The organism is Bradyrhizobium sp. Ses1 (assembly GCF_059512365.1).
Genome location: NZ_JCAMOQ010000016.1, coordinates 75,200 through 97,630, shown reverse-complemented (window position 1 = coordinate 97,630; position 22,431 = coordinate 75,200). Strand labels below are relative to the sequence as shown.

Below are 22,431 nucleotides of genomic sequence, written 5' to 3'. Positions count from 1 at the left end.
GTCATCGCGCCACACGGCCGAGTTCGGAGACGAGGCGTTCCAGCGCCTCCGAAAGCATCGGCCCGCCGCAGACAGTCAGTTTCTCGGGGATGACCAGGCGTTTCGACGGCGGATAGAAACGTTCCAGCGCGGGATGCAGCAGGAATGCCTCGCCTTCGTCCTCCGCGAAGTCGCCGCTATCAGATACAAGGAGCAGATCGGGTCTCAGCTTGACGATCGCCTCCAGCGACGCAAAACCTCCGAGCTTGTAGCCGAGGTCACTTGCCGCGTTGTTGAGGCCGATCGTGGCCAGCATGGAACTGATCAGACTGCCGCCGCCCGAGACCCAGCCGCGCCGCGACAAGGCGAGCACGCGATAGGATCGCTGCGATACCGCCGCCCTGGCGTGCTGGATTGCCGTGTCCAAGCGCCCTATCTCGGATGCGGCGCGATCCTTCTGGTGCAGCAGTTCGCCCATTTGCCGAATCTGGCTCTTCACATCCTCCAGCGAACGCGCAGCGTCGAATTCGATCACGCGGACGCCCTTGTCCTTCAGCAGCTCCCGTGTTGCACGCTTGGTGAACTTGCCGGCGACCACGGCGTCCGGTTGCAAGATCAGCACATCTTCTGCTTCGCCCGATAATCGAGGGTAGGCTGCGGCTTTTCCCGCGTTCCAGGAGCGGGCGGGGTCACGCGAATAGGGACTGAGGCCGAGAATTTGGCCTGGGTCGGCCAGCGCCAGCAGCAGTTGGTCGGTGCACACATTGATGGAAGCGACGCGTGGCAGATCGGCTGCATGGGCGGCATGTGCTCCGAACAGTGCTGCGAGTAACAAGAACGTTGCGCCGATCGCCGGCCGCGTTAGGCCAACAAGGGTCTCGCGCAGGAGCGCGATTGATGGCATGAAGCGATTATGAAGCACGGCGGTGATCTGACGGAAGCTATTGCGCACCACGGCGGCGAGCCTGCGGACTGGCTCGACCTGTCGACCGGAATCAATCCCTGGCCGTGGACGATTCCGCACTCCCTTCCAGACAGTGTGTGGACGCGCTTGCCATCGCGTGCCGACGAACGGGACCTCCTCGCCGCCGCACGCGAAGCTTACGGCGTACCCGACGATGCAGGCATCGCAGCCGCCGCCGGCACGCAGACCCTCATTCAATGGATTCCGCATCTCGCCGGGCCCGGAGCGGTCGCGATCGTCACTCCGACCTATGGCGAGCATTCGGCTGCGTGGAGGAGCGGAGGCCGAGAGATTATTGCATTGAATGATCTCTCCGCGCTGCCTGACCGCGCCATTCACGCTGTCGTCGTCAATCCCAACAATCCGGATGGACGTATCGCGGACCGCAGGGCGCTCCGGCAGGTTGCCGAACGGCTCGATCGTCGCGGAGGCTGGCTGGTTATCGATGAGGCCTTTGCCGATGTCGATCCCGGCATCAGTGCTGCCGCGATGAGCGCCAATCTTCCCATTCTCATACTGCGTTCCTTCGGCAAGTTCTATGGGCTCGCCGGACTTCGCCTCGGCTTCGTGATCGGCCGACGCGATATCGTCGAACGTATATCGGCGGCGCTGGGCCCGTGGCCGGTCTCCGGCCCAGCGCTTCACCTGGGCACGGCCGCCCTGCGGGATCGATCCTGGGCTGATGCGATGCGTGCGAAGCTCGCTCGGCAGTCGAGCAAGCTGGATCGGGTCCTGACAGCGGCGGGCCTTCAGCTCGTCCGAGGGACGACGCTCTTTCGCCTTGCCTCCCATCCCGATGCCCCGACGTTGCACACCGAATTGGCCCGACGCCACATCTGGTGCCGGAGCTTTAACGGCGCACGCGAATGGCTGCGATTTGGCCTTGCGTCGGACGATGGTCTCGATCGCCTGGCCAGCGCGCTTGGTTCGGTCAAATAGCGCACCCCGCGCGCGCATCATCACATCCGCTTCACCAGTGGGCACTGAACCCGGCGTAAGCCGCAGGTCCGGTCGTGCCATAGTTGTACACTTCCTGATAGTGCTCATTGAAAATGTTCTCGCCGCGCAAGTACACCTTCCAGGTCTCATCGATCTTGTATTCGGTGTAGAGATCGACGCGGACGTAAGGGGCGAGTGGTAGCGTCTCGTTTGAACCGCTGTAGCGCGTGGATACCGCGAGCACGCGTGGCTCGATCAGCCAGCCCTCGATCGGTGTGATCGGGAACGAGAATCTCGCCAGGTTTTCCGGCCGGCGCGCCAGCGTCAGGCCGGTCGAGAGATCCTTAGCCTGCAGATAGGTATAGGCGGCGTTGAATTTCAGGTAGCCCGGCAGGATATCGACGTTGACCCCTAGTTCCAGTCCGTCGGTTTCGGCACGCGAGACGTTGACGTAGTGCCCGAGCGGGTGCGCCGGATCGGTCACAAAGTCGATCAGGTTGCTGAACCTGTTGCCGAAGCCTGTCAGCGAAACCACAACGCGGCCTCCGAACAGGCTTTGGTCGATGCCGGCATCGTAGCCGAAGCTCTCCTCGGGACTGAGCGCGGAATTGCCATAGGTCGGCGCATAGAGCTGATAGAGCGTCGGGGCCTTGGCGCCTGTCCCGGCGCTCGCATGCAGCTTGGTGCCGGTCTCGGCGATCGTGTAAGCCGCGGTGGTTCGCCATGTCTCGAACCGTGCCACATCGACGACGTCGTCAACCCGGCCGCCCATCGTGATGTTGAGCCGCTCGCCGATCGGCAGTTGCCAGAGCGCAAACACTGAATTGGTGTCTTGCGTGCCTACGAGCTGTGGCGTCGACGCTCCAGGAATCGGCAATAGGTTGGTGGCGGAGGTGCTCGCCGTTTCATGCTGCACACGCGATCCGACGATGAGCGATCCCAGCGGGCCGACCTTCAGGTTGCCCTGATATTCCAGGCCCGTGCTGTCGCCGACGAAATTGGAGAGGATGGATGTCGTGTTCTGCGGCAGCTTGTTGATCTTGTAGGTGACGTCGTCGAACGAGCGGTCGATATGCGTCTCAAATGCGCTCACGCTATGGGTGAGAATGCCGCCGAACGTGTCGAACGACGCGCGTCCCCAGACCTGTTCGAGCAGGCGCGTCGCGCTCGACGGCGTGTCCGGGAACGTTCCGGAGGCCTGATCATAGGCGGACCGCGTGAATGAGGCCAGCATACCCGTCTCCAGGCGTACGCCTTCGCCGGAATCGTAGCCGACGCGTGCCGAACCGCCGACGCGGTCGAAGCCATCGCGCTCGAGCGGGCCATACTTGGCTTCGAGCGCGGGGATGCGATAGCCGTAGCGTGAAAAGCCGTTGCTGTGCTGCCCGCTTCCCGTGAACGCGTAGGACCACGGCCCAGAGGTTCCGGTCAGCGCTGCGCTGGTGCTCGCCGTGCCGTAGCTTCCGCCCTCGGTGCTGACGTCGAGTTGTGCCGGACCGGTGCCCTTCTTGGTGATGATGTTCACGACGCCGCCGATCGCGTCAGATCCGTAGAGCGCGCTCTGCGGTCCTTTCAGCACCTCGATCCGCTGGATCGCGCCCGGGGCGAACATCGCGAAATCGAAGTCGCCGCTGGCGGCGGTCGGATCGTTGACCCTGATGCCATCGATCATGACCAGCGTCTGGCCGGTATTGGCGCCGCGCAAGCGCACATTGGTCGTCGCGCCTGGTCCGCCGCTTTCGGTGATATCGAGTCCCGGCACGGTCCGCAGCGCATCGACGAGCGAAGTCGGATTGCTGGTCGCGAGCATTTCGTGCGTGACCACGCTGACCGAGCTTCCGGTCCGGCTCGCCGGCTCCAGTGTACGGTCGGGAGTCACGACCACTTCGGGAGTCGCGGCCGGCGCCTCGTTACCGGGCGCCGGGCGCGCAGGATGGGTCGTTGAAGCCCTTTGCCTATTCCTCGGAGCCGGCTTGGACCGGACCTCCGGATTGATGACGACAGCAGGAAGCTGTTCGGGACCCGATTGGGCCATGGCGCCAGTGTGACCGCACGCAGCAACGGCCGCACACCCGGCAAGAAAACGCCGCAAGTTCATTAATGCCCTTCCGCCGACCCACCGTCGAACGAGTTGATACCCGTCAACGGCCGGTCTCCTGGCTTGCGGTCGTCTCGCGATCCGCCTTCCCAAACCTGCTTGGCAGGCCCAGTGGCATCCGGATCGCAAATAGTCCGCTTACAGTTGCGGGGGCAGCCGCGGCATTGGGGAAGATTCCCGCACCGCGTTCCCGTTTCACCCTACAAAGGGCACCGATGACGCGCGCAAAGAAGCACAAGGCGGAGCAAAACTCAAATCGATAACGATCAGAACCCAACAGCATTTTTGCGGATCGCTGATAGCGGCGACCTGAATGACGAACACAGAAAGTTGCTGACAGGCGAAGGGACGGCAGATGGCAAATCCTACAGCCTTATGCGAGCATCACATGCCACCCACACGCGTCGCTAAACTTGGATGATACCGTTCATGTGAGCATCGACAGATTCAACGGAGGAACAGGAAATGTCGGTCCCATGCAAACTCGAACGCAGCCTCCTCAGTCACGATGAATACGAGACGATCCGCCTCACGCATCATCCCGCCATCTATGACGTCGAGCCGGCTGATCTTGCGGACATGCGATCCCGCTTGCGCAAGATGCGCGACAAGGAGCGAACGCTCGGCCGACAAAAGCGGCGAGAGACGCGCGGGAAAGGCCAGCCTCGCGGCGCGAACTTCCCCGGAACTGCCGATCGTCCATCACAACGCAAGCAGGTCTTTGCCGCGGCACTGAAGCGGGTTAACAGCGAACTCAGGCGTCTTCACAACCTGGCAGCTCGCACCGCCAATGTCGAAGCGGCTCGAAAGGCTATCGCGCTGCGTCGGGCCGCGGACTTCATTCCCTATCCCTCCGCCGGATCGACCGCCAACGAAGGGATGGTGCCGCGCTTGAGCACGCGTCGAAAAAAGATCGTCACGGGCGCGCGAATCGGACGGGTGTCGCAGGCGACGAAAGTCGCCCAGGCAATCCGCGATGCACGAGGGGCGTGAGCCGGCGCTGATCGAGTTGGTGACAGCTTCGCTGCCATCGAGATCTTTGAAAAGCACGGGGCTCTACCCATCCTACGGAAGGTCTGAACCTGTAATGCCTGTTCTCGACACCCGCGTCGTGGCTTCAGAATTCGGTGGCGCGATCCTGATCGGCGCGCTCTAGGGAATCTTGTCAAGCTGGCCCCCGGGGAATCATGTATTTTCAGGCGCGTCCTCCTTCGGCACTATGGAGATATCCTCAATGAGCGAGGTGATCTCATGCGCTACCTGATGGCACTCTTATCTGCGGCCGGCTTGATCTGGATTGCCGAAGCTGGTCCCGCTACGGCACGGGACTATCCCTATTGCCTGCAATCTCGAACCACTGGGATTCCGGGAGATTGCTCCTTCCGCACGCGGGCGGCATGTATGGCCGCGGCGTCGGGGCGAGGGGCCATATGCGCCGTCAATCCGCGCGTGGCATTCGGGCGATATCACCGGCGGGGCCGTGCGAACTCCAGCCAATGATCCAATACTCGCTGCGTAACCCGGCGCGACGACTGCTGCTCGAATTGTCTGCGCCTCAGGGCGCAACCAGCTTCTTGCGAATCGCATAGCGAACCAGCTCGGCTGTGGATGACATGCCAAGCTTGCGCATGGCGGACGCCCGATGGGTTTCGACAGTTTTCACGCTGAGCTTCAAGATGGAGCTGATGGCCTTGTTGGTATGCCCCTCTGCAATCAACTGCACGACGTTCTGCTCCCGCGATGTGAGGAGCGCACTGGACTTGTTCTGTTTGTTGAGCTGGTAGTCGGTCAGCAATTTCTCCAACACGACGCTGGTAAAGTAAGGTCGGCCGTCGAGCAGAGCTTCGATTGCTGAAATGAGATGCTTCCTGGCGTCCGATTTGAGCAGGAAGCCACGTACCCCGGTCAGAAGAGCCTCGGTCAAAATCTCCTCACTTTCATGCATGGTGAGGATCAACACTTCCGAACGCAGACGAAGCGTCTTGATGCGGCGGCTGACTTCCAGTCCGTTTACGAGGGGCATGGAATAGTCGGCGATGATGACGTCCGGTCTCGTTTCCAACGCCAATGCAATCGCCTGCTCACCGTCGGGAGCTTCTGCAGTTACAATCCAATTGGAGCGCGTTTCAACGATCGCGCGAAGCCCGGAACGTACGACTTCATGATCATCCGCAATCAGGATGCGTTTCATGGCGTCGTTCCCTTGCGCTGGAACGGTCGATAGCGATAGCCGACAGCGAGGTCAGAATCATACCGATTGGCTTTCCGGCAGTTATCCCGCAAAACCCTCGGATTTCGCAGGAAATATACTGAGGTCAGCTTAGCCTCCCGGGCTCATGGCAGAACAAGCCGGAACATCAAGCGCCGGATCATGCTTTGGCGTGTCATGCTTCCAGCAGGCGGGCGCGAACCGCGTAGCGGACCAGATCCGCCGTCGAGTGGATATCCAGCTTGCGCATCGCGGCCGCCCGGTGCGCTTCGGCGGTTTTGACGCTGAGGTTCAGGATGGCGCCAATGCCTTTGTTGCTGTAACCCTCCGCAATCAGCTTGACGACTAATCGCTCCCGCGGCGAGAGCCTGTCCCGATCTCCGGTCGAGACCTCGTTCGATTCAGGCGAACAGCTCTCGGTGCAAAATGGTTTATGCGCCAGAAGCGACTCAACCGCCGCCAACAACAGCCTGTTGGCATCCGATTTCAATACGAATGCCCGGGCGCCTGCCTCGAATGCCTCCTGGGCCAGCAGGCTGGAATTGTGGACCGTGAAGATCAATACTTCGGTTGGCAGGCGATACTCCCTGATCCGCCGCGCGACCTCCACTCCCGTCATGCGCGGCATGGAGAAATCGACGATTGCGACATGGGGTTGGTTTGCGATCGCCTCGGCAAGGGCCTTGCTGCCGTCGTTCGCCTCAGCAACGACTTCCCAGTCGGCACGTTGCTCCAGAACCGCGCGTAGTCCCGACCGCACCGCTTCATGATCGTCGGCGATAAGAAAGCGCTTCATGGCGGGTTAGCTCCCACTCGTGTTGCGTCGCAGGCTCGACCGGCACCAGTGACGCGAGTTCGGCTGTACGATCAGTGAACCCGTTTGCGCGGACCATGATGGCGGGGGCGGCCCTTGGCCGGCGGCGATTTTTCGGTCGCCGGACCGCGCGGGAACACCGCGGATAATGTCGTGCCGGGCTGCCCCGGTCCCGGCTCGGAGCGGATTTCGAGGGTACCTCCGATCTGCTGCAGTCTCACCTTCATTGCGGGAATTCCGACGCCGGGCGGCCCTGCCATCGCGCCGCCGAGCGCCTGGTCGAGCGGCATGCCGCGCCCATTATCGCTGACCCTCAGCCGGAAATGGTCATCGGTCGTCTCGATCGAGATCTCGACTTTCGTTGCTCTTGCATGACGAAAGACATTCGTCAGCGCCTCCTGGACCACCCGCAGCAGGGAGCGCTGCGTGTCGTAAGGTACGCGATCGATCTCGGGCGAGATGCTGGCATCGACTCTCAACGATGTGCGCGCCGCGAACCCTTCCGCATATCTCTCGATTGCTGCCTTCAGCCCGGCAACCGTCAGATTTTGCGGGTGCAGCAGGTAGGCAAAGGCCCGAATTTCCTTGATTGCCTGATCGATCGACGCATCGATATCGTCGCAAAGCCGCTCGGCATTGGTCGGCTCACTCAAGCTGTTCCGCATCCGCATGAGCCCGAGGCTTGCGGCGATCAAATGCTGGCAGGTCGAATCGTGGAGGTCGGAGGCAATGCGCTGCTGCATGTCTTCCTGAATGGAAACCAGCTTGGCGCCCATGCTCGCACGACCGTCCGAGATGGCTGCAAGGTCGTGGGAGGACGCTCCGTCCATGATCCGATGGCTACCGATAAAGGTGGCAATGCAGCCGGTCATGGGACCGCAGATTGGCGCAACGATTGTCTCGACAGTTCGTGGGGATCCCCCGAGCGCGAGCCGATGCCGGATCCGAACCTCGGCACCTCCGGCGCGACAAGCATCAAGCGCCTCGTGAACGGACCTGGCATCCTGCTTCCCCATGCAGTCGCAAACGGCCATCCCCCGGATGTCTTCCGACGCGATCCCAACAAGAGATTCGAACGCCGGGTTTATATCTTCATAAACAAAGCGCCCTTCACATGAAGGGCGCACCACAAAGAGAAGGTCGGAGGCTAGTTTCCAGTACAGCCGATCGCTCGCGCTTGCTGCGCCAATGCCTGGCCATCCCTGTGCATTGGTTCGATCCGATCCGCACGTAGGAGCATTATGTTGCTTCACGGTACGCATTCGCCTTCCACGCGGCTCTCGATGCTGAGAGCCGCCCTTGCCTCGACCAATCTCCCTGACCCGATCGGATACCCAGTCCGCACCATACACCGTCAGGTAGCAAAGCGCCATTGACGTGGAGCAATCTTTGGATTGGAACTCGCGAATTCTTGCGCTGCACCAGTCGCGAGTGGGACGGCGGCGAATGAGGCGCTGCCATTCGTGATTGGCACTAACCGCATATCGCCTTCGCGTCTCGTGCATCTTTCGGTTCTGATTGAATCAGAGCCGAAGCTCTGGAGAAACGCTTTAACGCCGAGTGCCCGCAAGGCGCAGCATCATCATGAACAGGTTGATGAAATTGAGGTAGAGCGACAACGCGGCAAGTACCGACTTGCGGCCTGCGGAAGTTTCATCGTCCCCAGAGTCGTACATCGCCTTGATGCGCTGCGTATCATAGGCAGTCAGGCCGGCAAAGATGCCGACGCCCACGATCGAGATCAGCCAGTCAAGTCCGGTTGAGCGCAGGAACAGGTTGACCACGCTTGCGATGATGACGCCAATCAAGCCCATGAACAGGAAGGTGCCCAGTCCGGACAGGTCGCGCCTGGTGGTGTACCCAAGGATGCTGAGCGCTCCGAACGTTGCGGCGGCGATGAAGAACACGCGTGTGATCGAGGAACTTGTGTAGATGTGGAGCAAGGTCGAGAGCGACACGCCGACCAGGGCTGCATAGACAAAGAACAACCAACGTGCCGTTGTCGCCGATAGCGTATGGATGCGTGAACTGATGAAGAACACCAGGGCCAGCGGCGCCAGGATGAAGATCCACATCAGCGGATTCTGCAGTAATGCCGGACCGGTGAGCTGATAAGTCAGCCAGGCGACAAGAGCGGTGAGGCCGACACCTGCGGCCATGTAGTTGTAGATGCGCAGCATGTAGTTGCGGAGGCCGACATCGACCGCGATGGCATCGCTGCTAATCGCACCGGAGGTGACTGTATCCTGGTCATAGTTTGACATGGCTTGCCTCCTCTCGACCGCGCCCAGCACGGGATAGCCAAGCCTATGGTGATGGCCCGATGCAGGATATCAGATAATCACCCGATATTCGGGGGCGGGAACTACGCTGCTTCGGCGCAGGGCATTGTGGCTGGAGGAGATGCCTTATTCACTGGGGCCGCCGCTCGTCGCCACTTGTCGAAGCGGATGCTATATTGCTTTCGGGCGGCTCGCCTCCTGATATCGGACGTCGCGCAGCATGGCCGCGATCCGCAGTTTCTGCCGCCCGCTCCTACATAGAATCCCGGATGTGCGGGCGGCAAAGTCGCCGATAGGATCGTAGTCATCGGCTGCCGGCATCCCGCATTCCTTGCTGCCCTTAGCGCTTGCACTATCGCCGATGGGAAATATGGAGGCATGCATGAACATCCGACTCGTGGTCGGCGCTCTGATCGTCGGCGTAGTTGCAGCCATCGCAGCGCCGCCAAGCCTGTCCGTGGCCCAATCGACTGACCAAGGCGCGGCTGCGCAGAAGAGCGCAACACCGAATACAAATATGAACCCACACAAGCATCGCCATTGGCGCCACCGCGGCGGACGGCATCCGCATTTCGGCAGCAGGCGGGTTCGCACCTATGCCCCTGCAGGGCGGTCGTCGGCCAACTGAACCGCTAGCCGGCCGATTGTGTGGCACGACAGGCCCAATCCGTTCACGTAACTTGAGCGATCGATGACTGATCCAAACGCAGTACAGGAACGAATCCGACAGCGGTGGATGTTCGATGAGCGAGACTAACGGGCAGCGGAGCGAGGGCGCGCCTGCCTCGACCGGTTCGGGAAGAGCCGATCTTCTATGGCGGCGGTTACCCTATGTCGTCGCACTCGTGCTCGCCATCGCAGGCGTCGCCTATACCAATATCTCGCATCAGCCGCTTGTAGGTTATTGGGAGTTCCTGGCGCTTGCCGTCGCTGTGGTCTGCGTCGTGACCAAATGGCCCGAGCTCGGCAGCAAGCAGGCTCAGTTTCGGTTGATCTGGACCCAGGCGCTTCATTGGGTGGCCGTCCTGGTGACGATGAACATCATGCTTGTCTCCGGCGTTCAACAGCTGCTCCCCACGCCGGCTACCAGCCTGGTGCTTCTGACCCTATTGGCGCTCGGCACCTTCCTCGCCGGCCTTAGCCTTTTGTCCCCGCAGATCTGCTTCCTCGGCATCGCCATGGGTGCCGCAGTTCCGGCGCTCTCCTGGCTGAAGCAGTCGGTGATCTTCTTCCTGCTTGCGGCCGTATTCCTGGTCGGCATCGGCATGACGTTCTGGCTTAGCTATGGCCGCGCGGCCGCACCTCACAACACCGAAGATCAAGTCGAGGCCTGAGATGCAGACGATACGGTTGCTTGGCGCCTTGTGCGTTTTCGCTTCAATTTCCACCCTCGCAACGCCGGCGCAAGGCGAGATATTCAGGGTCGGTCGGCTGTTGTGTTCGAGCAGCCCGCGGATTGGATTCCTTGTGGGATCGACGCAATCACTACGTTGCGTATTCTACCGGCGAGGTTCGTCGCAACGCTACATTTACGCAGGACGGATAAGGCGTGTCGGCCTTGACCTCGGCGTCACCGGAAGTGGCGTTCTATCCTGGGCCGTCTTTGCCAAGAACTCGCGGATTGGTCCCGGCACCATGCGCGGCAGCTATGTGGGAGCCAGCGCCAATGTTGCGCTGGGACCCGGCTTTGGCGCCAACGCGCTGATCGGCGGATCGCGCCGAAGCGTCGTACTGCAGCCGCTTTCCGTCGAGCGCGCGATCGGCGTCAATCTTGCGGCGACGGTAACCCATTTGACCCTGGGCGAAAGAGGACGTCGATAGCGCAGCCGCGAAATCTTCCTATCGAAGCAATTCGGAACATTGCTGAGCTTTGGCTCAGGGTTTTGTCGGATGTCGGTGTTGGCGGATGGGAGCTACGATCAGTCTTGATACGGTTCCCAATGGCGGCCGGGTGAACAACGGCTCGGCGCGCGCGACCCGTTAGCGCGCCGGCAATGGACCATGTGTCCGGATGTAATGGATGAGGTCCGTCGGCAATGAGAAAAGGCCGAAACCGCTGGCTGATCATCCTGCTCGCCGTACTTTTGGCCGCAGGTGGCTACTACGCCTGGCAGAGGCTCGCGAGCGACAATCTCCCGCCGGGAATCGCCAGCGGTAACGGCCGCATCGAAGCGGTCGAAATCGATATTGCCACCAAGACACCGGGGCGCATCCAGGAGATCCTGGTCAGAGAGGGCGATTTTGTCACAGTCGGACAAGTGCTCGCGCGCATGGACACGACGCAGCTCCACGCCCAGCTCCGTCAAGCCGAAGCGCAATTGCGCCGCGCGATCATCGGTGTCGATACCGCCAAGAGTCTCGTCGCCCAGCGAGAAGCCGAGCGAAAAGCCGCCACCGCAGTGATTGCGCAGCGCAACGCCGAGCTGGATACGGCCGACCGAAGGCTGCGGCGATCCGAGCAATTGATCAAAACCAACGCCGTGCCTCAACAGACGCTCGACGACGATCGTGCGGCCGCCGAGGGGGCGAAGGCTGCGGTGGCCGCGGCCGAGGCTCAGCGTGCGGCGGCGGAGGCCGCCATCAGTTCCACCCAGGCGCAAGTGGTCGACGCCGAAGCATCAATCGACGCGGCAAAGGCGGCCATCGAGAGTATCAAGGCCGACATCAACGATAGTACCCTGACAGCACCGCGCGATGGGCGCGTACAGTTTCGCGTGGCGCAGCCGGGCGAAGTCCTTGCCGCCGGCGGTCGTGTGCTCAATCTCGTCGATCTCGGCGACGTCTACATGACCTTCTTCCTGCCCACCGCGCAGGCCGGGCGCGTCGCAATCGGCGCGGATGTCCGCATCGTGCTTGATGCCGCGCCCCAACATGTCATTCCCGCCAAGGCGAGCTTCGTCGCAAACGTCGCGCAGTTCACGCCCAAGACGGTGGAAACGGAGGAGGAGCGTCAAAAGCTCATGTTCCGCATCAGGGCGCATATCTCGCCGGACCTGCTGCGCAGGAACATCGAACAGGTCAAGACCGGGCTTCCAGGCAGGGCCTTTGTCCAGCTTGACCCCAAAGCCGAGTGGCCGGCGCGGCTTACTGAGAGACTCGTCCAATGAGCGATCTGTCGACCGCAGGGGAGACCCGCCCATCGCCAGTGATACGCCTGGATGCGGTCGAACTGTCCTACGGCAAGACGCGCGCACTTGCTGGCATCACGCTCGATATTCCTGCCGCGCGCATGGTTGGGTTGATCGGACCCGATGGCGTGGGCAAGTCCAGCCTGCTGTCTCTTGTCGCCGGGGCTCGCGCGGTGCAGCAAGGGCGTGTCGATGTGCTCGGCGGAGACATGAGCGATGCCGCGCACCGGATGCTGACGTGCCCCCAGATCGCCTACATGCCGCAGGGTCTCGGCAAGAACCTTTATCCGACGCTGTCGGTGTTCGAGAATGTCGACTTCTTCGGCCGCCTGTTCGGCCACGGCAAAAGCGAACGCGAGGAGAGGATCGATCAGCTTCTGAAAGGAACGGGGCTTGCTCCTTTCGCGGATCGGCCAGCAGGCAAGCTGTCGGGCGGCATGAAGCAAAAGCTCGGCCTTTGCTGCGCGCTGATCCATGATCCCGACCTCCTGATCCTGGATGAGCCGACCACCGGCGTCGATCCGCTCTCGCGCCGCCAGTTCTGGGAGCTGATCGATGAGATCCGCAAGAGCCACCCGGGCATGAGCGTCGTTGTCGCGACCGCCTATATGGAGGAGGCGGCGCGTTTTGACTGGCTGGTTGCAATGAACGAAGGCCGCGTGCTCGCTACCGGCGCACCCGCCGACCTGCTGCGGCAGACCGGTGCTGATAATCTCGATGCCGCCTTCATTGCGCTGCTTCCGGAGGAGCAGCGGCGGGATCACACGGAAGTGGTGATTCCGCCTCGATCAAGCGAACACGCGGACGACATCGCGATCGAGGCCGAGCAGCTTACCGTGAAGTTCGGCGATTTCACCGCCGTCGACAATGTGAGCTTCCGCATTCCCCGCGGCGAAATCTTCGGCTTTCTCGGCTCAAACGGTTGCGGCAAGACCACGACCATGAAGGTGTTGACCGGACTGTTGCCCGCCAGCGAAGGCACCGCAAAATTATTCCGCCATGAGGTCGACACCAACGACATGGATGTCCGGCGCCGCGTCGGCTACATGTCGCAGGCCTTCTCGCTCTATTCCGAACTGACGATCCGGCAGAACCTTGAGCTACATGCGCGATTGTTCCGGCTTGCCCCTGACACGATCGAGGGACGTGTCCAGGAGATGACGCGGCGGTTCGACCTCGTCGACGTCATCGACGCATTGCCCGATGCGTTGCCCCTTGGTGTCCGCCAGCGCCTCTCACTTGCGGTGGCGATGATCCATGCACCCGACATCCTGATTCTAGACGAGCCGACATCCGGCGTCGATCCTGTGGCACGCGACGGCTTTTGGCAAATCCTGTCGGATCTATCCCGCAAGGACGACGTCACGATCTTTGTCTCGACTCATTTCATGAACGAGGCCGAGCGCTGTGACCGCATCTCGCTGATGCACGCGGGCAGGGTGCTGGTCAGCGACACGCCGGCGAGGCTTGCCGAGCAGCGCGGCGGCGGCAGTCTCGAAGAGGCTTTCGTCGCCTATCTGCAGGACGCGATCGGCAGGACGGACGCCAGGCTGCAGGTCGCCGCACCGGCCGCGGCTTTGCCGGGCGACCAAACCGGTGCGGCACACCAGCGGCTCATGCGCTTCTTCGATCTGCGGCGCGTGTTCGCCTACACCCATCGGGAGGCGCTCGAACTGCGGCGCGACCCGATCCGCGCCACGCTGGCTATTCTCGGCAGCCTCATTCTGATGTTCGTGATGGGCTACGGCATCAACATGGATGTCGAGAACCTGTCCTTCGCCGTCATGGACCGCGACGAAAGCGGGATCAGCCGTGATTATGTCCTGCAGATTTCCGGATCGCGCTTTTTCACCGAATTGCCAGCGATCACCGACTACGACGATCTCGACCGCCGCATGCGCAGCGGTGAGCTAAGCCTGGCGCTCGAGATCCCGCCGGGGTTCGGGCGCGACGTGGCGCGCGGCAGCAACGTTCAGATCGGCGCGTGGATTGACGGCGCCATGCCTTCGCGGGCGGAGACGGTGAGGGGCTATGTGCAGGCGATGCATGCCCAATGGCTGACGGAACGGGCCCGGCTGCTATACGGCAACGCCGCGGCGTCCGGCAATTTCCAGATCGAGACACGTTTTCGGTACAACCCCGACCTCAAGAGCATTGTGGCGATGGCTCCCGCCGTGATCCCGATCCTCCTGCTGATCATACCTGCGATATTGGCGACGCTGAGCGTCGTGCGCGAGAAGGAGCTTGGATCGATCATCAATTTCTATGTGACGCCAGTGACACGGCTGGAGTTTCTCGTCGGCAAGCAGCTTCCCTATGTGGCGCTCGCCATGCTGAATTTCTTCCTGTTGACCGCCTTTGCCGTGTTCGTCTTTCGCGTTCCATTCACGGGCAGTTTCCCGGCGTTCACCGTCGCGGCGCTTCTCTACGTGACTATTACGACGGCGATGGGGCTTGTGATATCGGCGTTTATGACCAGCCAGATCGCCGCGATCTTCGCGACTGCGCTGCTCACCATGATTCCTGCCACCCAGTATTCGGGCCTGGTCGATCCGGTGTCGTCCCTCCAGGGCGCTGGCGCCGTCATCGGGCGGATCTACCCGACCGCGCACTTCGTCACCATCACGCGCGGCACTTTCTCGAAAGGGCTCGATTTCGGCGACCTGTCGGCCGAGTTCATTGCGTTGCTCATAACCATCCCGGTGCTGCTTGGTGTCGGCGTGGTGCTCTTGAAGAAGCAGGCGAGCTAGACATGGATATCGCCAACCTCGTCCAGCTCGGCATCAAGGAATTGCGGGGTCTTCTGCGCGACCCGATGCTGATGATCCTGATCGTCTATGCCTTCACGATCTCCATCTATACCGCTTCCAGGTCGCAGCCCGAGACCTTGAACCAGGCTGCGCTCGCCATCGTCGACGAGGACAACTCGCCGGCATCGACGCGCATCATCACGGCGTTCAATCCACCCTATTTCACGATACCGCGCCTTATTCCGCAGTCGGACGTGAACATCCGCATGGATGCGGGTCTCGACACTTTCGCGCTCAACATTCCGCCGAACTTCCAGCGCGATCTACTGGCCCAGCGATCGCCGGCCATCCAGCTCAACGTGGATGCGACCCGCATGTCGCAGGCCTTTACCGGGAGCGGCTACATCCAGACTATCGTGAACGAGGAGGTCAGCGAGTTTCTGGCCCGCTATCGCTCGGCCGCGCCTCTGCCAATCGAGCTCGCCCTGCGCGCGCGTTTCAACCCGGAGCTCAACAAAGGCTGGTTCGGCGCCATCAACAACGTCATCTCCTCCATCACCATGCTGTCGATCATTCTGACCGGAGCCGCGCTGATCCGCGAGCGCGAGCACGGGACCATCGAGCACCTGCTCGTCATGCCGGTGACGCCATTCGAGATCATGGCGAGCAAGATCTGGTCGATGGGACTCGTCGTGCTTCTGGCCTCCAGCGTTGCGCTCGTGTTGGTGGTGCAGGGATTGCTGTCGGTCCGGATCGGAGGCTCGATTCCGCTTTTCCTGTTCGGCACCGCGCTCTACATCTTCGCCATGACCAGCCTGGGCATCTTTCTGGCGACGGTCGGCGGAACCATGCCGCAGTTCGGCCTGCTGATGATGCTGGTGCTGATGCCGCTGCAGATGTTGTCAGGCGCAACGACGCCGCGCGAGAGCATGCCTGAGATCATCCAGAACATCATGCTCGCCGCGCCCAACACTCACTTCGTCATTCTCGCCCAGGCCGTGCTGTTCCGCGGCGCCGGGTTCGACGTCGTCTGGCCGCAGATCGCCGCACTGCTGGCCATCGGCGCGATTTTGTTCGGGTTCTCCCTCTGGCGATTCAGACAGTTCTTGCGATAGCGAAGCAGCTTCGTTGCCACGCGGAGGCTGGAATAGGCCGGGCTGAGGCCTGCCAAGCAGGGCGGATCGTAATTTGTTCTGAGTGGCGCGCCAAATTGCCATCATTCTAGTAAGAATTGCAGAGGCGGACTCGCCTGGATCTTCTTGGGTTCCGAGATTCGGGGGAGAAGCCGAGGCGTACGGTGAATCCGCTGGAGTTCGAAAATGAATGCGCGCTACTCCACCCGATCATGTCGTCGGCTTGGGCAGGAAGCGTCGCTGCCGTGGTGAACGTGAAGAGCGGCGACATCGGCACCCTCAAGGCGAACCAGTGATTTTGTCGCTTCGATCGGTTCTGACATGTCTCTTACCGCTGGCGATCCTTGCGCTCGTCTGCAGCGCGGTCCGCGCGCAGGGCATAGCCCCCGACAAGGAATTGGTGGTGGCGACCAAGGAAGCCCCGCCTTTTGCGATGAAGCAGCCGGATGGGAGCTGGGGCGGTATCAGCATTGAGCTCTGGAAGAGGATCGCTGATCGCGCGCATCTTAAGTTTCGCCTGGTTGAGACGCAGAGTGTGCAGGATCTGCTGGATGGCGTCGCGAAAGGCACCTTCGACGCCGGCGTCGCGGCCGTAACCGTGACCGCTGCACGTGCACGCGATGTCGATTTCACCCAACCTTTCTACAACACCGGACTCGGGATTGCGGTGGCTCTCAACGAGAGCCCCTGGGTCTCGATCGGACGGGCGCTTCTCTCTTTCGGCTTCTTCCAGGCTGTCGGTCTGCTGCTTTGTTTTGCGATGGCGGTGGGCTTCATCATTTGGCTGCTGGAGCGGCGGAAGACGGAACATTTCGGCGGGGGCGCCAAGGGGCTCGGCTCCAGCTTCTGGTGGTCGACCATTGCCATGACGCAGGCCGGAGCCGCAGCGAATGCACCGGCAACGCTTCCCGGGCGGATCGTCGCGACCGGGTGGATGATCGCTTCCGTGATCGCGATCGCCGTGTTCACCGCCGGCATCACCTCCACCCTCACGCGCAGGGAACTGCAAGGCGCAGTCCACAGCTTCAACGACCTGCGATCCGTGCGCGTCGGCGCCGTCGCGAACTCTCCGACAAGCGACTACCTCACGCGCCAGCAGCTTTCGTTCCGAGCATTTCCAGACGCTCAAAGCGGCCTGTCCGCACTGAGCCGCGGTCAGATCGATGCCTTCGTGCATGACAAGCCGCTGCTGGCCTGGATCGTTCGTAACGACTTCTCCGGCTCGATCCGAGTCGTCGACACCAGCTTCAGCAGCGAGCGATATGCGATCGTGCTGCCGAAAGGCAGTGCCTTGCGGCCGATGCTCGATCTTGCCGTGCTCGATCAAATCGAAAGCGATCGGTGGCAACAGACGCTGTTCCTGGCTCTTGGAAACGCGCGATCGCCCTGACTCTCGCGTCGGCTCAGCCGGCGCTCGTCAGCGCTTGGCGCGATGAATGCTGCGCCGCTTTGAGGAAGATCAAGAAGCGATTCAGATGACGTCCGCTATGCGCAGGGGCGGTCGGCTTGGCGTGCAGAGGGTGACCTGCTCCCAATTGCGCTACGTCGGAAGTCGCCAGAGCATGATCCGGAAAAGTGGGAAGCGTGAGACGATTCGAAGAAACGTCATCACGCTCTAAGTAGGTCGCGGTTTCCGCTCAGACGGCAGTCCCTGCTCGATGCTTTGAAACCGCAGCGGTGCGAGGGCGACGGCGCGTTGCCACCAGTCCGTCACGCGTTCGTCGAGCGCGGTTCCGCCTCGGCCTTTGCCCGGGATGATCCTGATGCCCCTGACGACTTCGGCCTGATAGCAGCGGGCGAGGCGGGTGATCTTGATGACGATGCCGGCCCGGCCCCGCTTGGTCAGCGGGACCAGCAGGCGGCCGTTGCGGCGGAGCGATTCGATCCACAGCGGATGCGGATGATTGAAGCCGGCATGGACGATGATCACATCGGCCGGGCCGCTCACGTCGTTGCAGCCGTCGCCGTGGACCACTTCGACGTTCTTGTATCGGCGGAGATTGGCGGCGGCACGGTCGGCCAATGTCTTGTTACAGTCGATGGCAAGGACCATGCCTTGCGCGCCGACGATCCTGGACAGGATCGCCGAATAATAGCCGAGCCCGCAGCCGATCTGCACCACGCGCTCGTTCGCCTTGATGTCGAGAACATCGAAGAAATGCGCCCACAAGCTCGGCAGTCCGGTCTCGAGCTTGCGCCGTTCATCGATCGCCACCAGCGCGTCGTCGTAGAGGTGAACGGGATCCGCATCGGCGGTGGAGCTGTAGCCGCGTCCGACCTCGCGCCGGATGCGCCAGGGGCCATCGCCCGCAAAGTGCTCGCGCGGCACCGTGGCGAAAGCCCGCAGCAGGCGCGCCGACGAAATCTGCTCGCGTTGCCGGATCGCTTGCGCGTAGCGTCGTTTTGCCGTCGCCAGATCGCTCATCCCGCCTGGTGTAGCCCTGTCTGGTTGGCCCATGGATGCTGCCTTGACGGATTCGCGCCGAGTTCCTCCATCAGATTCCACGCGTCCTTCAGGTCCGGCGTAAGGAAGCCTTCCGAGAACTGCGCCGTAACAGGCACGAGCAGTTCGACGGCCTGCTCGCGCCTGCCGGCATCGCGCCAAAGGCGCGCCAGGCTGACGACCGATCGCAATTCCCATGCAAGCGCGCTCTGCTGGCGGGCCAGCTCGATCGAGCGGCGGAACAGCTCCTCGACGTCGTCGGCCACAGCGAGCCCGCCTTGAGCAAAGGTCGTTTCACCCTGCAGGCGATAGACCTCGGCGAGGAAGAAATGGTCACCGGTGCGCCTCGCAACCGCCAGGGCGCCGTCCAGCGTTCGCAGTGCCGCTTCCAGCCGGCCGACTTTCGCATAGGCAGTCGCGAGCAGGCTCCTGAACCAGCAGGTCGCCAGCCAGGCCTCCATGGCTTCATAGCCTTCCAGTCCCACCCGCATCTGCTTCAGCCCTTCGTCGATATCGCCGAGTTCGACCATCGCCCATGCGCGCAGAATGCCTGCCTGCTGCTTCCAATGCTGGAAGCCATGATCCGACGAGACCACCATGGCGCGGTCGGAATAGTTCATGGTGCCCTCGACATCGCGCAGGTGCTGGCAAAGATAGGCGCCGAACTCGAGGGCAAAGGCGAGCGTGAACGGATGACGCAGCTGTTCGGCGTTGACGATCGCATCCTCGGTGTGCTGGCGCGCCGCATCGGGACGGCCGAGAAACCACTGGAGATATCCGAGATAGGACAGCGACACGACGCCAGGATCGATACCGTGCCGTTCGGTCAGTTCGCCGTGCCATTCGGGCGTGTAGAGCCCGATGCAGCGCTGCAGATGATAGTGCGAAGCCGCAAATCGCCCGCGATAGAGCATGGTCATGGCGATCGACCTGTGGGCCTCGATCAGATATCCGGCATGCTGCTGCATCGATTGCGCGGTTGCCTTCGGGCGTACGCGCTTCGCGAATTGCAGGAGTTCGACGCTGAGATCATGGGCGCGCTTCAGATCGGCGCGGATGAAATGGTACACCCAAAGCCCGCGGGTCGCCGCGAACACATTTGCCTCATCGTCAAGCTGACGGCCGAGCTCGAGCGCCTGGGCGTAGTTTTCCTCGACCTCCTGCGCGGCGTAGCCCTTGGCGGCGATCAAGGCGTTGCCCAGCGCGGTGCGAAGCTCCAGCTCCATTTCGTCGCGTCGCATCATCTTGGGATGGCTTTGGGTGACGCCGAGGCCGCGCCGGAGATGGCTGATCGCTTCCAGATTGGCGCCCGCCTTTGCGGACTGCCTGCCCGCCTTCAGCCAGAAACCAACAGCAGGTTCGGCCTGGCCGGATTCGGTCAGGTGATAGGCGAAAAGCTCGGGCTCGCGCTCGGTACGTTCGGGATGGAGATCCGCAATCACCTCAGCGATCCGCGAATGCAGCCTTCGTCTTTCGCTGTGCAGGAGGCTCGAATGCGCCGCGTCCTGGATCATCACATGCTTGAAGGCATAGATCGCATCGGGCGGATGACCGCGGCAAACGATCAATCCCGCTTGCTCGAGATGATCAAGCGCTGCCTCGATCTGCTCCGCCGGAGCTTCGGCGACCGCGCGAAGGATCTCGTAGGAGAACTCGCGGCCGATCGTGGCTCCGATCTGGGCGATCTTCTTGAACGGCCCCATGCGATCGAGGCGCGCCATCAGCGAGTCGGTCAGCGTGGCCGGGATCGAGAGCTGGCGCCATGGTCCGGTGAAGACGTAGCGCCCATGCCGCTCGGTGAGCAGGTTGGATTCGATGACGGCCTTGGTCAGCTCTTCCAGGAATAGCGGCACGCCATCGGTCCTGACGATGATCTCCTCGACCACTTCCCTCGGCAGTTCCCGCCGGCCTGCGACCCGCTCGACCAGTGTCGTCCGCAGTTGCCGGCTGAGCCGGTTGAGCGTCAATGCCGTGATGTGGCGATGCGCATTCCAGCTCGGCTTGAATTCCGGGCGGCAGGTGACGATCACGAGGATGGCTGCGTTCTGAGCCCTTTCCACCAAGAGGTCGAGCACCTCCCGCGAGGTCGGATCGATCCAGTGGGCATCCTCCAAGGCGATCATCAATGGCTGGTCGCGCGCGAGCCCGACCAGATGGTTCACCAGCGCGGCGACCGTCACATCCTTGTGCTGCTGCGGCGAAAGCTCCGGCAGCGCATGCCGATCGCCGGTCGAGATCGACAATAGCGCAGCAAAGATCGGCACCACCTGCTGCACATTGCCCTTTGCGGCGATCACGGCCGCTTCGAGGCTTGAAAGCGCCAGCACCGAAGAGCCTTCGCGATCGAGTCCGATCGCGAATTTGAACTGCTCGATAAACGGATAGAACGCGGTGCCGGTGTAATAAGGAGAACACTGGAACGACAATTGCCCGTGATGCTCGCCCGCGATCCGCTCGTGAATCTCCTGGAAAACGCGCGACTTGCCGATTCCGGGCTCGCCCGACAGCAGCACGACCTGGCCATGACCCCGCTTGGCCTGTTGCCAGCGTCGCATCAGCAGGGCGATTTCTTCCTCCCGGTTGACCAGCGGCGTCAATCTCGGACCCATTGCCGCGGCGAAGCGTGTTTCCGTGCGCGCGCGGCGGACCACGCGCCAGGCCTGGACTTTTTCGGATATCCCCTTGAGCGCGTGAATGCCGAGGTTCTGGTAGTCGAACTTTCCCCTCAACAGCGATTGCGTCGAGGACGCGATGACCACCCCATTGACGGGGGCAAGCGGCTGCAGCCGGGCGGCAAGGTTCAGCGTTTCGCCGACGGCGGAATCGCGCTCCTCGGTGCTCTGCCCGATCAGGTCTCCGACGACGGCAAGGCCGGTCGCAATTCCGATCCTAACCGCAGGCGTATAGCTGGACGCCGCTCGCTGCTCGCCGCCCTGTGCCGATGACAGCGCCTCGACGATCTCAAGCCCGGCGCGCACCGCACGCTCGGCGTCGTCTTCATGCGCGTGCGGGTAGCCAAAATAGATCAGGATGGCGTCGCCGATATAGCGCGCGGCGAAGCCGTCATAGTGCTTCACGATCCGGACGCAGGTCTCCCTGAAACGGCCGATGATGTCGCGCACATCCTCGGGATCGAACTGCTCGGAGAGCGAGGTGGAGCCGACCATGTCGCAGAACATGGCGGTGAGCTGGCGCCGCTCGGCGGCGTTGCCCGTTCTCGGCGGGACGCTGCGATCCGCTACCGGATTGCTCGGTGCGATCGGGACGAGCGAGCCTATCGCGCGCTGCAGGCGCCTGCGATCGCCCATCGGCAGACCAAGCTTCGCCAGATCTTCTTCGGTCAGATCGGGGATGACATCGAGGCCGATGCGGTGCTGGATGAAAAGATCGGCGTATTGGCCGAGGCCGGCCTCCTCGAGCCAGTGCTTCAAGCCATCTGTCGTTTCAGAACCTGGCTTATTCTCCGGCATGATTATCCGTCGAGCTGCATCTCAGGAGAAAGGACGTGTCTCCGTTCGGTTGCGCACATTTTGGGGACTTTTGCCCGACCTCGGTCTGGACGGATCTGCGAAGTTCGAGAACAATAGCTCAACTCGAGCAAAAAGGCACGAGCTTGTCGGACATCGCAGCCACACCGTCGCAAGGATCGGCCGGCCGCAGCACCGGAGGCCAAGCCGTTTCGTGCATCCAGG

General features: G+C 62.1%; 20 protein-coding genes and 1 riboswitch. Of the genes, 11 read left to right on the top strand and 9 right to left on the bottom strand.

Going from position 1 to position 22,431, the window contains the following annotated elements:
- Position 1: 1 nt before the first annotated feature.
- A complete protein-coding gene (locus AC5ZG5_RS20015; RefSeq protein WP_456643675.1) occupies positions 2-883 on the bottom strand; it encodes an ABC transporter substrate-binding protein in 882 nt (293 codons plus the stop codon).
- A gap of 9 nt (positions 884-892) precedes the next feature.
- Between AC5ZG5_RS20015 and cobD the strand changes: the two genes are divergently transcribed.
- Positions 893-1,882 carry a threonine-phosphate decarboxylase CobD gene (cobD, locus tag AC5ZG5_RS20010; RefSeq protein ID WP_456643674.1) on the top strand — a complete coding sequence of 330 codons (990 nt, stop codon included), beginning with the start codon at positions 893-895 and terminating at the stop codon, positions 1,880-1,882.
- A gap of 31 nt (positions 1,883-1,913) precedes the next feature.
- On the opposite strand, the gene AC5ZG5_RS20005 is transcribed toward cobD, so the two are convergent.
- Positions 1,914-3,761 carry a TonB-dependent receptor plug domain-containing protein gene (locus AC5ZG5_RS20005; protein WP_456643673.1) on the bottom strand — a complete coding sequence of 616 codons (1,848 nt, stop codon included), beginning with the start codon at positions 3,759-3,761 and terminating at the stop codon, positions 1,914-1,916.
- Between the two features lie 250 nt (positions 3,762-4,011).
- Positions 4,012-4,212, bottom strand: a riboswitch (cobalamin riboswitch).
- 359 nt (positions 4,213-4,571) lie between these two features.
- Between AC5ZG5_RS20005 and AC5ZG5_RS20000 the strand changes: the two genes are divergently transcribed.
- Positions 4,572-4,973 carry a hypothetical protein gene (locus AC5ZG5_RS20000; protein WP_456643672.1) on the top strand — a complete coding sequence of 134 codons (402 nt, stop codon included), beginning with the start codon at positions 4,572-4,574 and terminating at the stop codon, positions 4,971-4,973.
- 258 nt (positions 4,974-5,231) lie between these two features.
- Positions 5,232-5,480, top strand: coding sequence for a DUF3551 domain-containing protein (locus AC5ZG5_RS19995; protein ID WP_456643671.1), 249 nt, complete (start codon positions 5,232-5,234; stop codon positions 5,478-5,480).
- Positions 5,481-5,535: 55 nt separating this feature from the next.
- On the opposite strand, the gene AC5ZG5_RS19990 is transcribed toward AC5ZG5_RS19995, so the two are convergent.
- The 5 genes from AC5ZG5_RS19990 to AC5ZG5_RS19970 all read right to left on the bottom strand — a co-directional run bounded on the left by AC5ZG5_RS19990 (position 5,536) and on the right by AC5ZG5_RS19970 (position 9,606).
- The gene (locus AC5ZG5_RS19990; protein WP_130222900.1) at positions 5,536-6,171 is read right to left on the bottom strand and encodes a response regulator transcription factor; all 636 of its coding nucleotides are present in this window, start codon (positions 6,169-6,171) and stop codon (positions 5,536-5,538) included.
- A gap of 193 nt (positions 6,172-6,364) precedes the next feature.
- Positions 6,365-6,985 carry a response regulator gene (locus tag AC5ZG5_RS19985; protein WP_130222898.1) on the bottom strand — a complete coding sequence of 207 codons (621 nt, stop codon included), beginning with the start codon at positions 6,983-6,985 and terminating at the stop codon, positions 6,365-6,367.
- A gap of 71 nt (positions 6,986-7,056) precedes the next feature.
- A complete protein-coding gene (locus AC5ZG5_RS19980) occupies positions 7,057-8,508 on the bottom strand; it encodes a sensor histidine kinase (RefSeq protein WP_456671147.1) in 1,452 nt (483 codons plus the stop codon).
- A 45-nt stretch (positions 8,509-8,553) separates the two neighbouring features.
- Entirely contained in the window at positions 8,554-9,267 is a 714-nt protein-coding gene (locus AC5ZG5_RS19975; protein WP_130222894.1) for a Bax inhibitor-1/YccA family protein, read from the bottom strand.
- A 189-nt stretch (positions 9,268-9,456) separates the two neighbouring features.
- On the bottom strand, positions 9,457-9,606 hold the full coding sequence (locus tag AC5ZG5_RS19970; protein WP_456643669.1) for a hypothetical protein: 150 nt from the start codon (positions 9,604-9,606) through the stop codon (positions 9,457-9,459).
- Between the two features lie 61 nt (positions 9,607-9,667).
- Between AC5ZG5_RS19970 and AC5ZG5_RS19965 the strand changes: the two genes are divergently transcribed.
- From AC5ZG5_RS19965 to AC5ZG5_RS19930, 8 genes are all read left to right on the top strand, one after another.
- A complete protein-coding gene (locus tag AC5ZG5_RS19965; RefSeq protein ID WP_130222890.1) occupies positions 9,668-9,913 on the top strand; it encodes a hypothetical protein in 246 nt (81 codons plus the stop codon).
- A gap of 115 nt (positions 9,914-10,028) precedes the next feature.
- Entirely contained in the window at positions 10,029-10,619 is a 591-nt protein-coding gene (locus tag AC5ZG5_RS19960) for a hypothetical protein (protein ID WP_456643668.1), read from the top strand.
- Positions 10,570-11,106 carry a DUF992 domain-containing protein gene (locus AC5ZG5_RS19955; RefSeq protein WP_456643667.1) on the top strand — a complete coding sequence of 179 codons (537 nt, stop codon included), beginning with the start codon at positions 10,570-10,572 and terminating at the stop codon, positions 11,104-11,106. The genes AC5ZG5_RS19960 and AC5ZG5_RS19955 overlap by 50 nt, the downstream gene beginning before the upstream one ends.
- 215 nt (positions 11,107-11,321) lie before the next feature.
- Positions 11,322-12,392 carry an HlyD family secretion protein gene (locus tag AC5ZG5_RS19950; RefSeq protein ID WP_456643666.1) on the top strand — a complete coding sequence of 357 codons (1,071 nt, stop codon included), beginning with the start codon at positions 11,322-11,324 and terminating at the stop codon, positions 12,390-12,392.
- A complete protein-coding gene (rbbA, locus tag AC5ZG5_RS19945; protein WP_456643665.1) occupies positions 12,389-15,163 on the top strand; it encodes a ribosome-associated ATPase/putative transporter RbbA in 2,775 nt (924 codons plus the stop codon). The genes AC5ZG5_RS19950 and rbbA overlap by 4 nt, the downstream gene beginning before the upstream one ends.
- A gap of 2 nt (positions 15,164-15,165) precedes the next feature.
- Complete coding sequence (locus tag AC5ZG5_RS19940) at positions 15,166-16,278, top strand: ABC transporter permease (protein WP_456643664.1); 1,113 nt, start codon at positions 15,166-15,168, stop codon at positions 16,276-16,278.
- A gap of 182 nt (positions 16,279-16,460) precedes the next feature.
- Entirely contained in the window at positions 16,461-16,592 is a 132-nt protein-coding gene (locus AC5ZG5_RS19935) for a hypothetical protein (protein ID WP_283813229.1), read from the top strand.
- Positions 16,589-17,686, top strand: coding sequence for a transporter substrate-binding domain-containing protein (locus AC5ZG5_RS19930; protein WP_456643663.1), 1,098 nt, complete (start codon positions 16,589-16,591; stop codon positions 17,684-17,686). The genes AC5ZG5_RS19935 and AC5ZG5_RS19930 overlap by 4 nt, the downstream gene beginning before the upstream one ends.
- Before the next feature lie 225 nt (positions 17,687-17,911).
- Here the strand turns inward: AC5ZG5_RS19930 and AC5ZG5_RS19925 are convergent, their stop codons facing one another.
- Together AC5ZG5_RS19925 and AC5ZG5_RS19920 are read right to left on the bottom strand one after the other, a co-directional pair.
- Positions 17,912-18,721, bottom strand: coding sequence for a protein-L-isoaspartate O-methyltransferase family protein (locus AC5ZG5_RS19925; RefSeq protein WP_456643662.1), 810 nt, complete (start codon positions 18,719-18,721; stop codon positions 17,912-17,914).
- Positions 18,718-22,209 (bottom strand): AAA family ATPase, encoded by a 3,492-nt coding sequence (locus AC5ZG5_RS19920; protein ID WP_456643661.1) that lies wholly within the window; start codon positions 22,207-22,209, stop codon positions 18,718-18,720. The genes AC5ZG5_RS19925 and AC5ZG5_RS19920 overlap by 4 nt, the downstream gene beginning before the upstream one ends.
- Positions 22,210-22,431: the final 222 nt, after the last annotated feature.

Coding starts and splice junctions, on each gene's coding strand:
- rbbA (WP_456643665.1), top strand. CDS start 12,389: ATGAGCGATCTGTCGACCGCAGGGGAGACCCGCCCATCGCCAGTGATA.
- AC5ZG5_RS19965 (WP_130222890.1), top strand. CDS start 9,668: ATGAACATCCGACTCGTGGTCGGCGCTCTGATCGTCGGCGTAGTTGCA.
- AC5ZG5_RS19995 (WP_456643671.1), top strand. CDS start 5,232: ATGCGCTACCTGATGGCACTCTTATCTGCGGCCGGCTTGATCTGGATT.
- AC5ZG5_RS19970 (WP_456643669.1), bottom strand. CDS start 9,606: ATGCCGGCAGCCGATGACTACGATCCTATCGGCGACTTTGCCGCCCGC.
- AC5ZG5_RS19920 (WP_456643661.1), bottom strand. CDS start 22,209: ATGCCGGAGAATAAGCCAGGTTCTGAAACGACAGATGGCTTGAAGCAC.
- AC5ZG5_RS19955 (WP_456643667.1), top strand. CDS start 10,570: ATGGCCGCGCGGCCGCACCTCACAACACCGAAGATCAAGTCGAGGCCT.
- AC5ZG5_RS19950 (WP_456643666.1), top strand. CDS start 11,322: ATGAGAAAAGGCCGAAACCGCTGGCTGATCATCCTGCTCGCCGTACTT.
- AC5ZG5_RS19960 (WP_456643668.1), top strand. CDS start 10,029: ATGAGCGAGACTAACGGGCAGCGGAGCGAGGGCGCGCCTGCCTCGACC.
- AC5ZG5_RS19990 (WP_130222900.1), bottom strand. CDS start 6,171: ATGAAACGCATCCTGATTGCGGATGATCATGAAGTCGTACGTTCCGGG.
- AC5ZG5_RS19925 (WP_456643662.1), bottom strand. CDS start 18,721: ATGAGCGATCTGGCGACGGCAAAACGACGCTACGCGCAAGCGATCCGG.
- AC5ZG5_RS19940 (WP_456643664.1), top strand. CDS start 15,166: ATGGATATCGCCAACCTCGTCCAGCTCGGCATCAAGGAATTGCGGGGT.
- AC5ZG5_RS19975 (WP_130222894.1), bottom strand. CDS start 9,267: ATGTCAAACTATGACCAGGATACAGTCACCTCCGGTGCGATTAGCAGC.
- AC5ZG5_RS20015 (WP_456643675.1), bottom strand. CDS start 883: ATGCCATCAATCGCGCTCCTGCGCGAGACCCTTGTTGGCCTAACGCGG.
- AC5ZG5_RS19985 (WP_130222898.1), bottom strand. CDS start 6,985: ATGAAGCGCTTTCTTATCGCCGACGATCATGAAGCGGTGCGGTCGGGA.
- AC5ZG5_RS19980 (WP_456671147.1), bottom strand. CDS start 8,508: ATGCACGAGACGCGAAGGCGATATGCGGTTAGTGCCAATCACGAATGG.
- cobD (WP_456643674.1), top strand. CDS start 893: ATGAAGCACGGCGGTGATCTGACGGAAGCTATTGCGCACCACGGCGGC.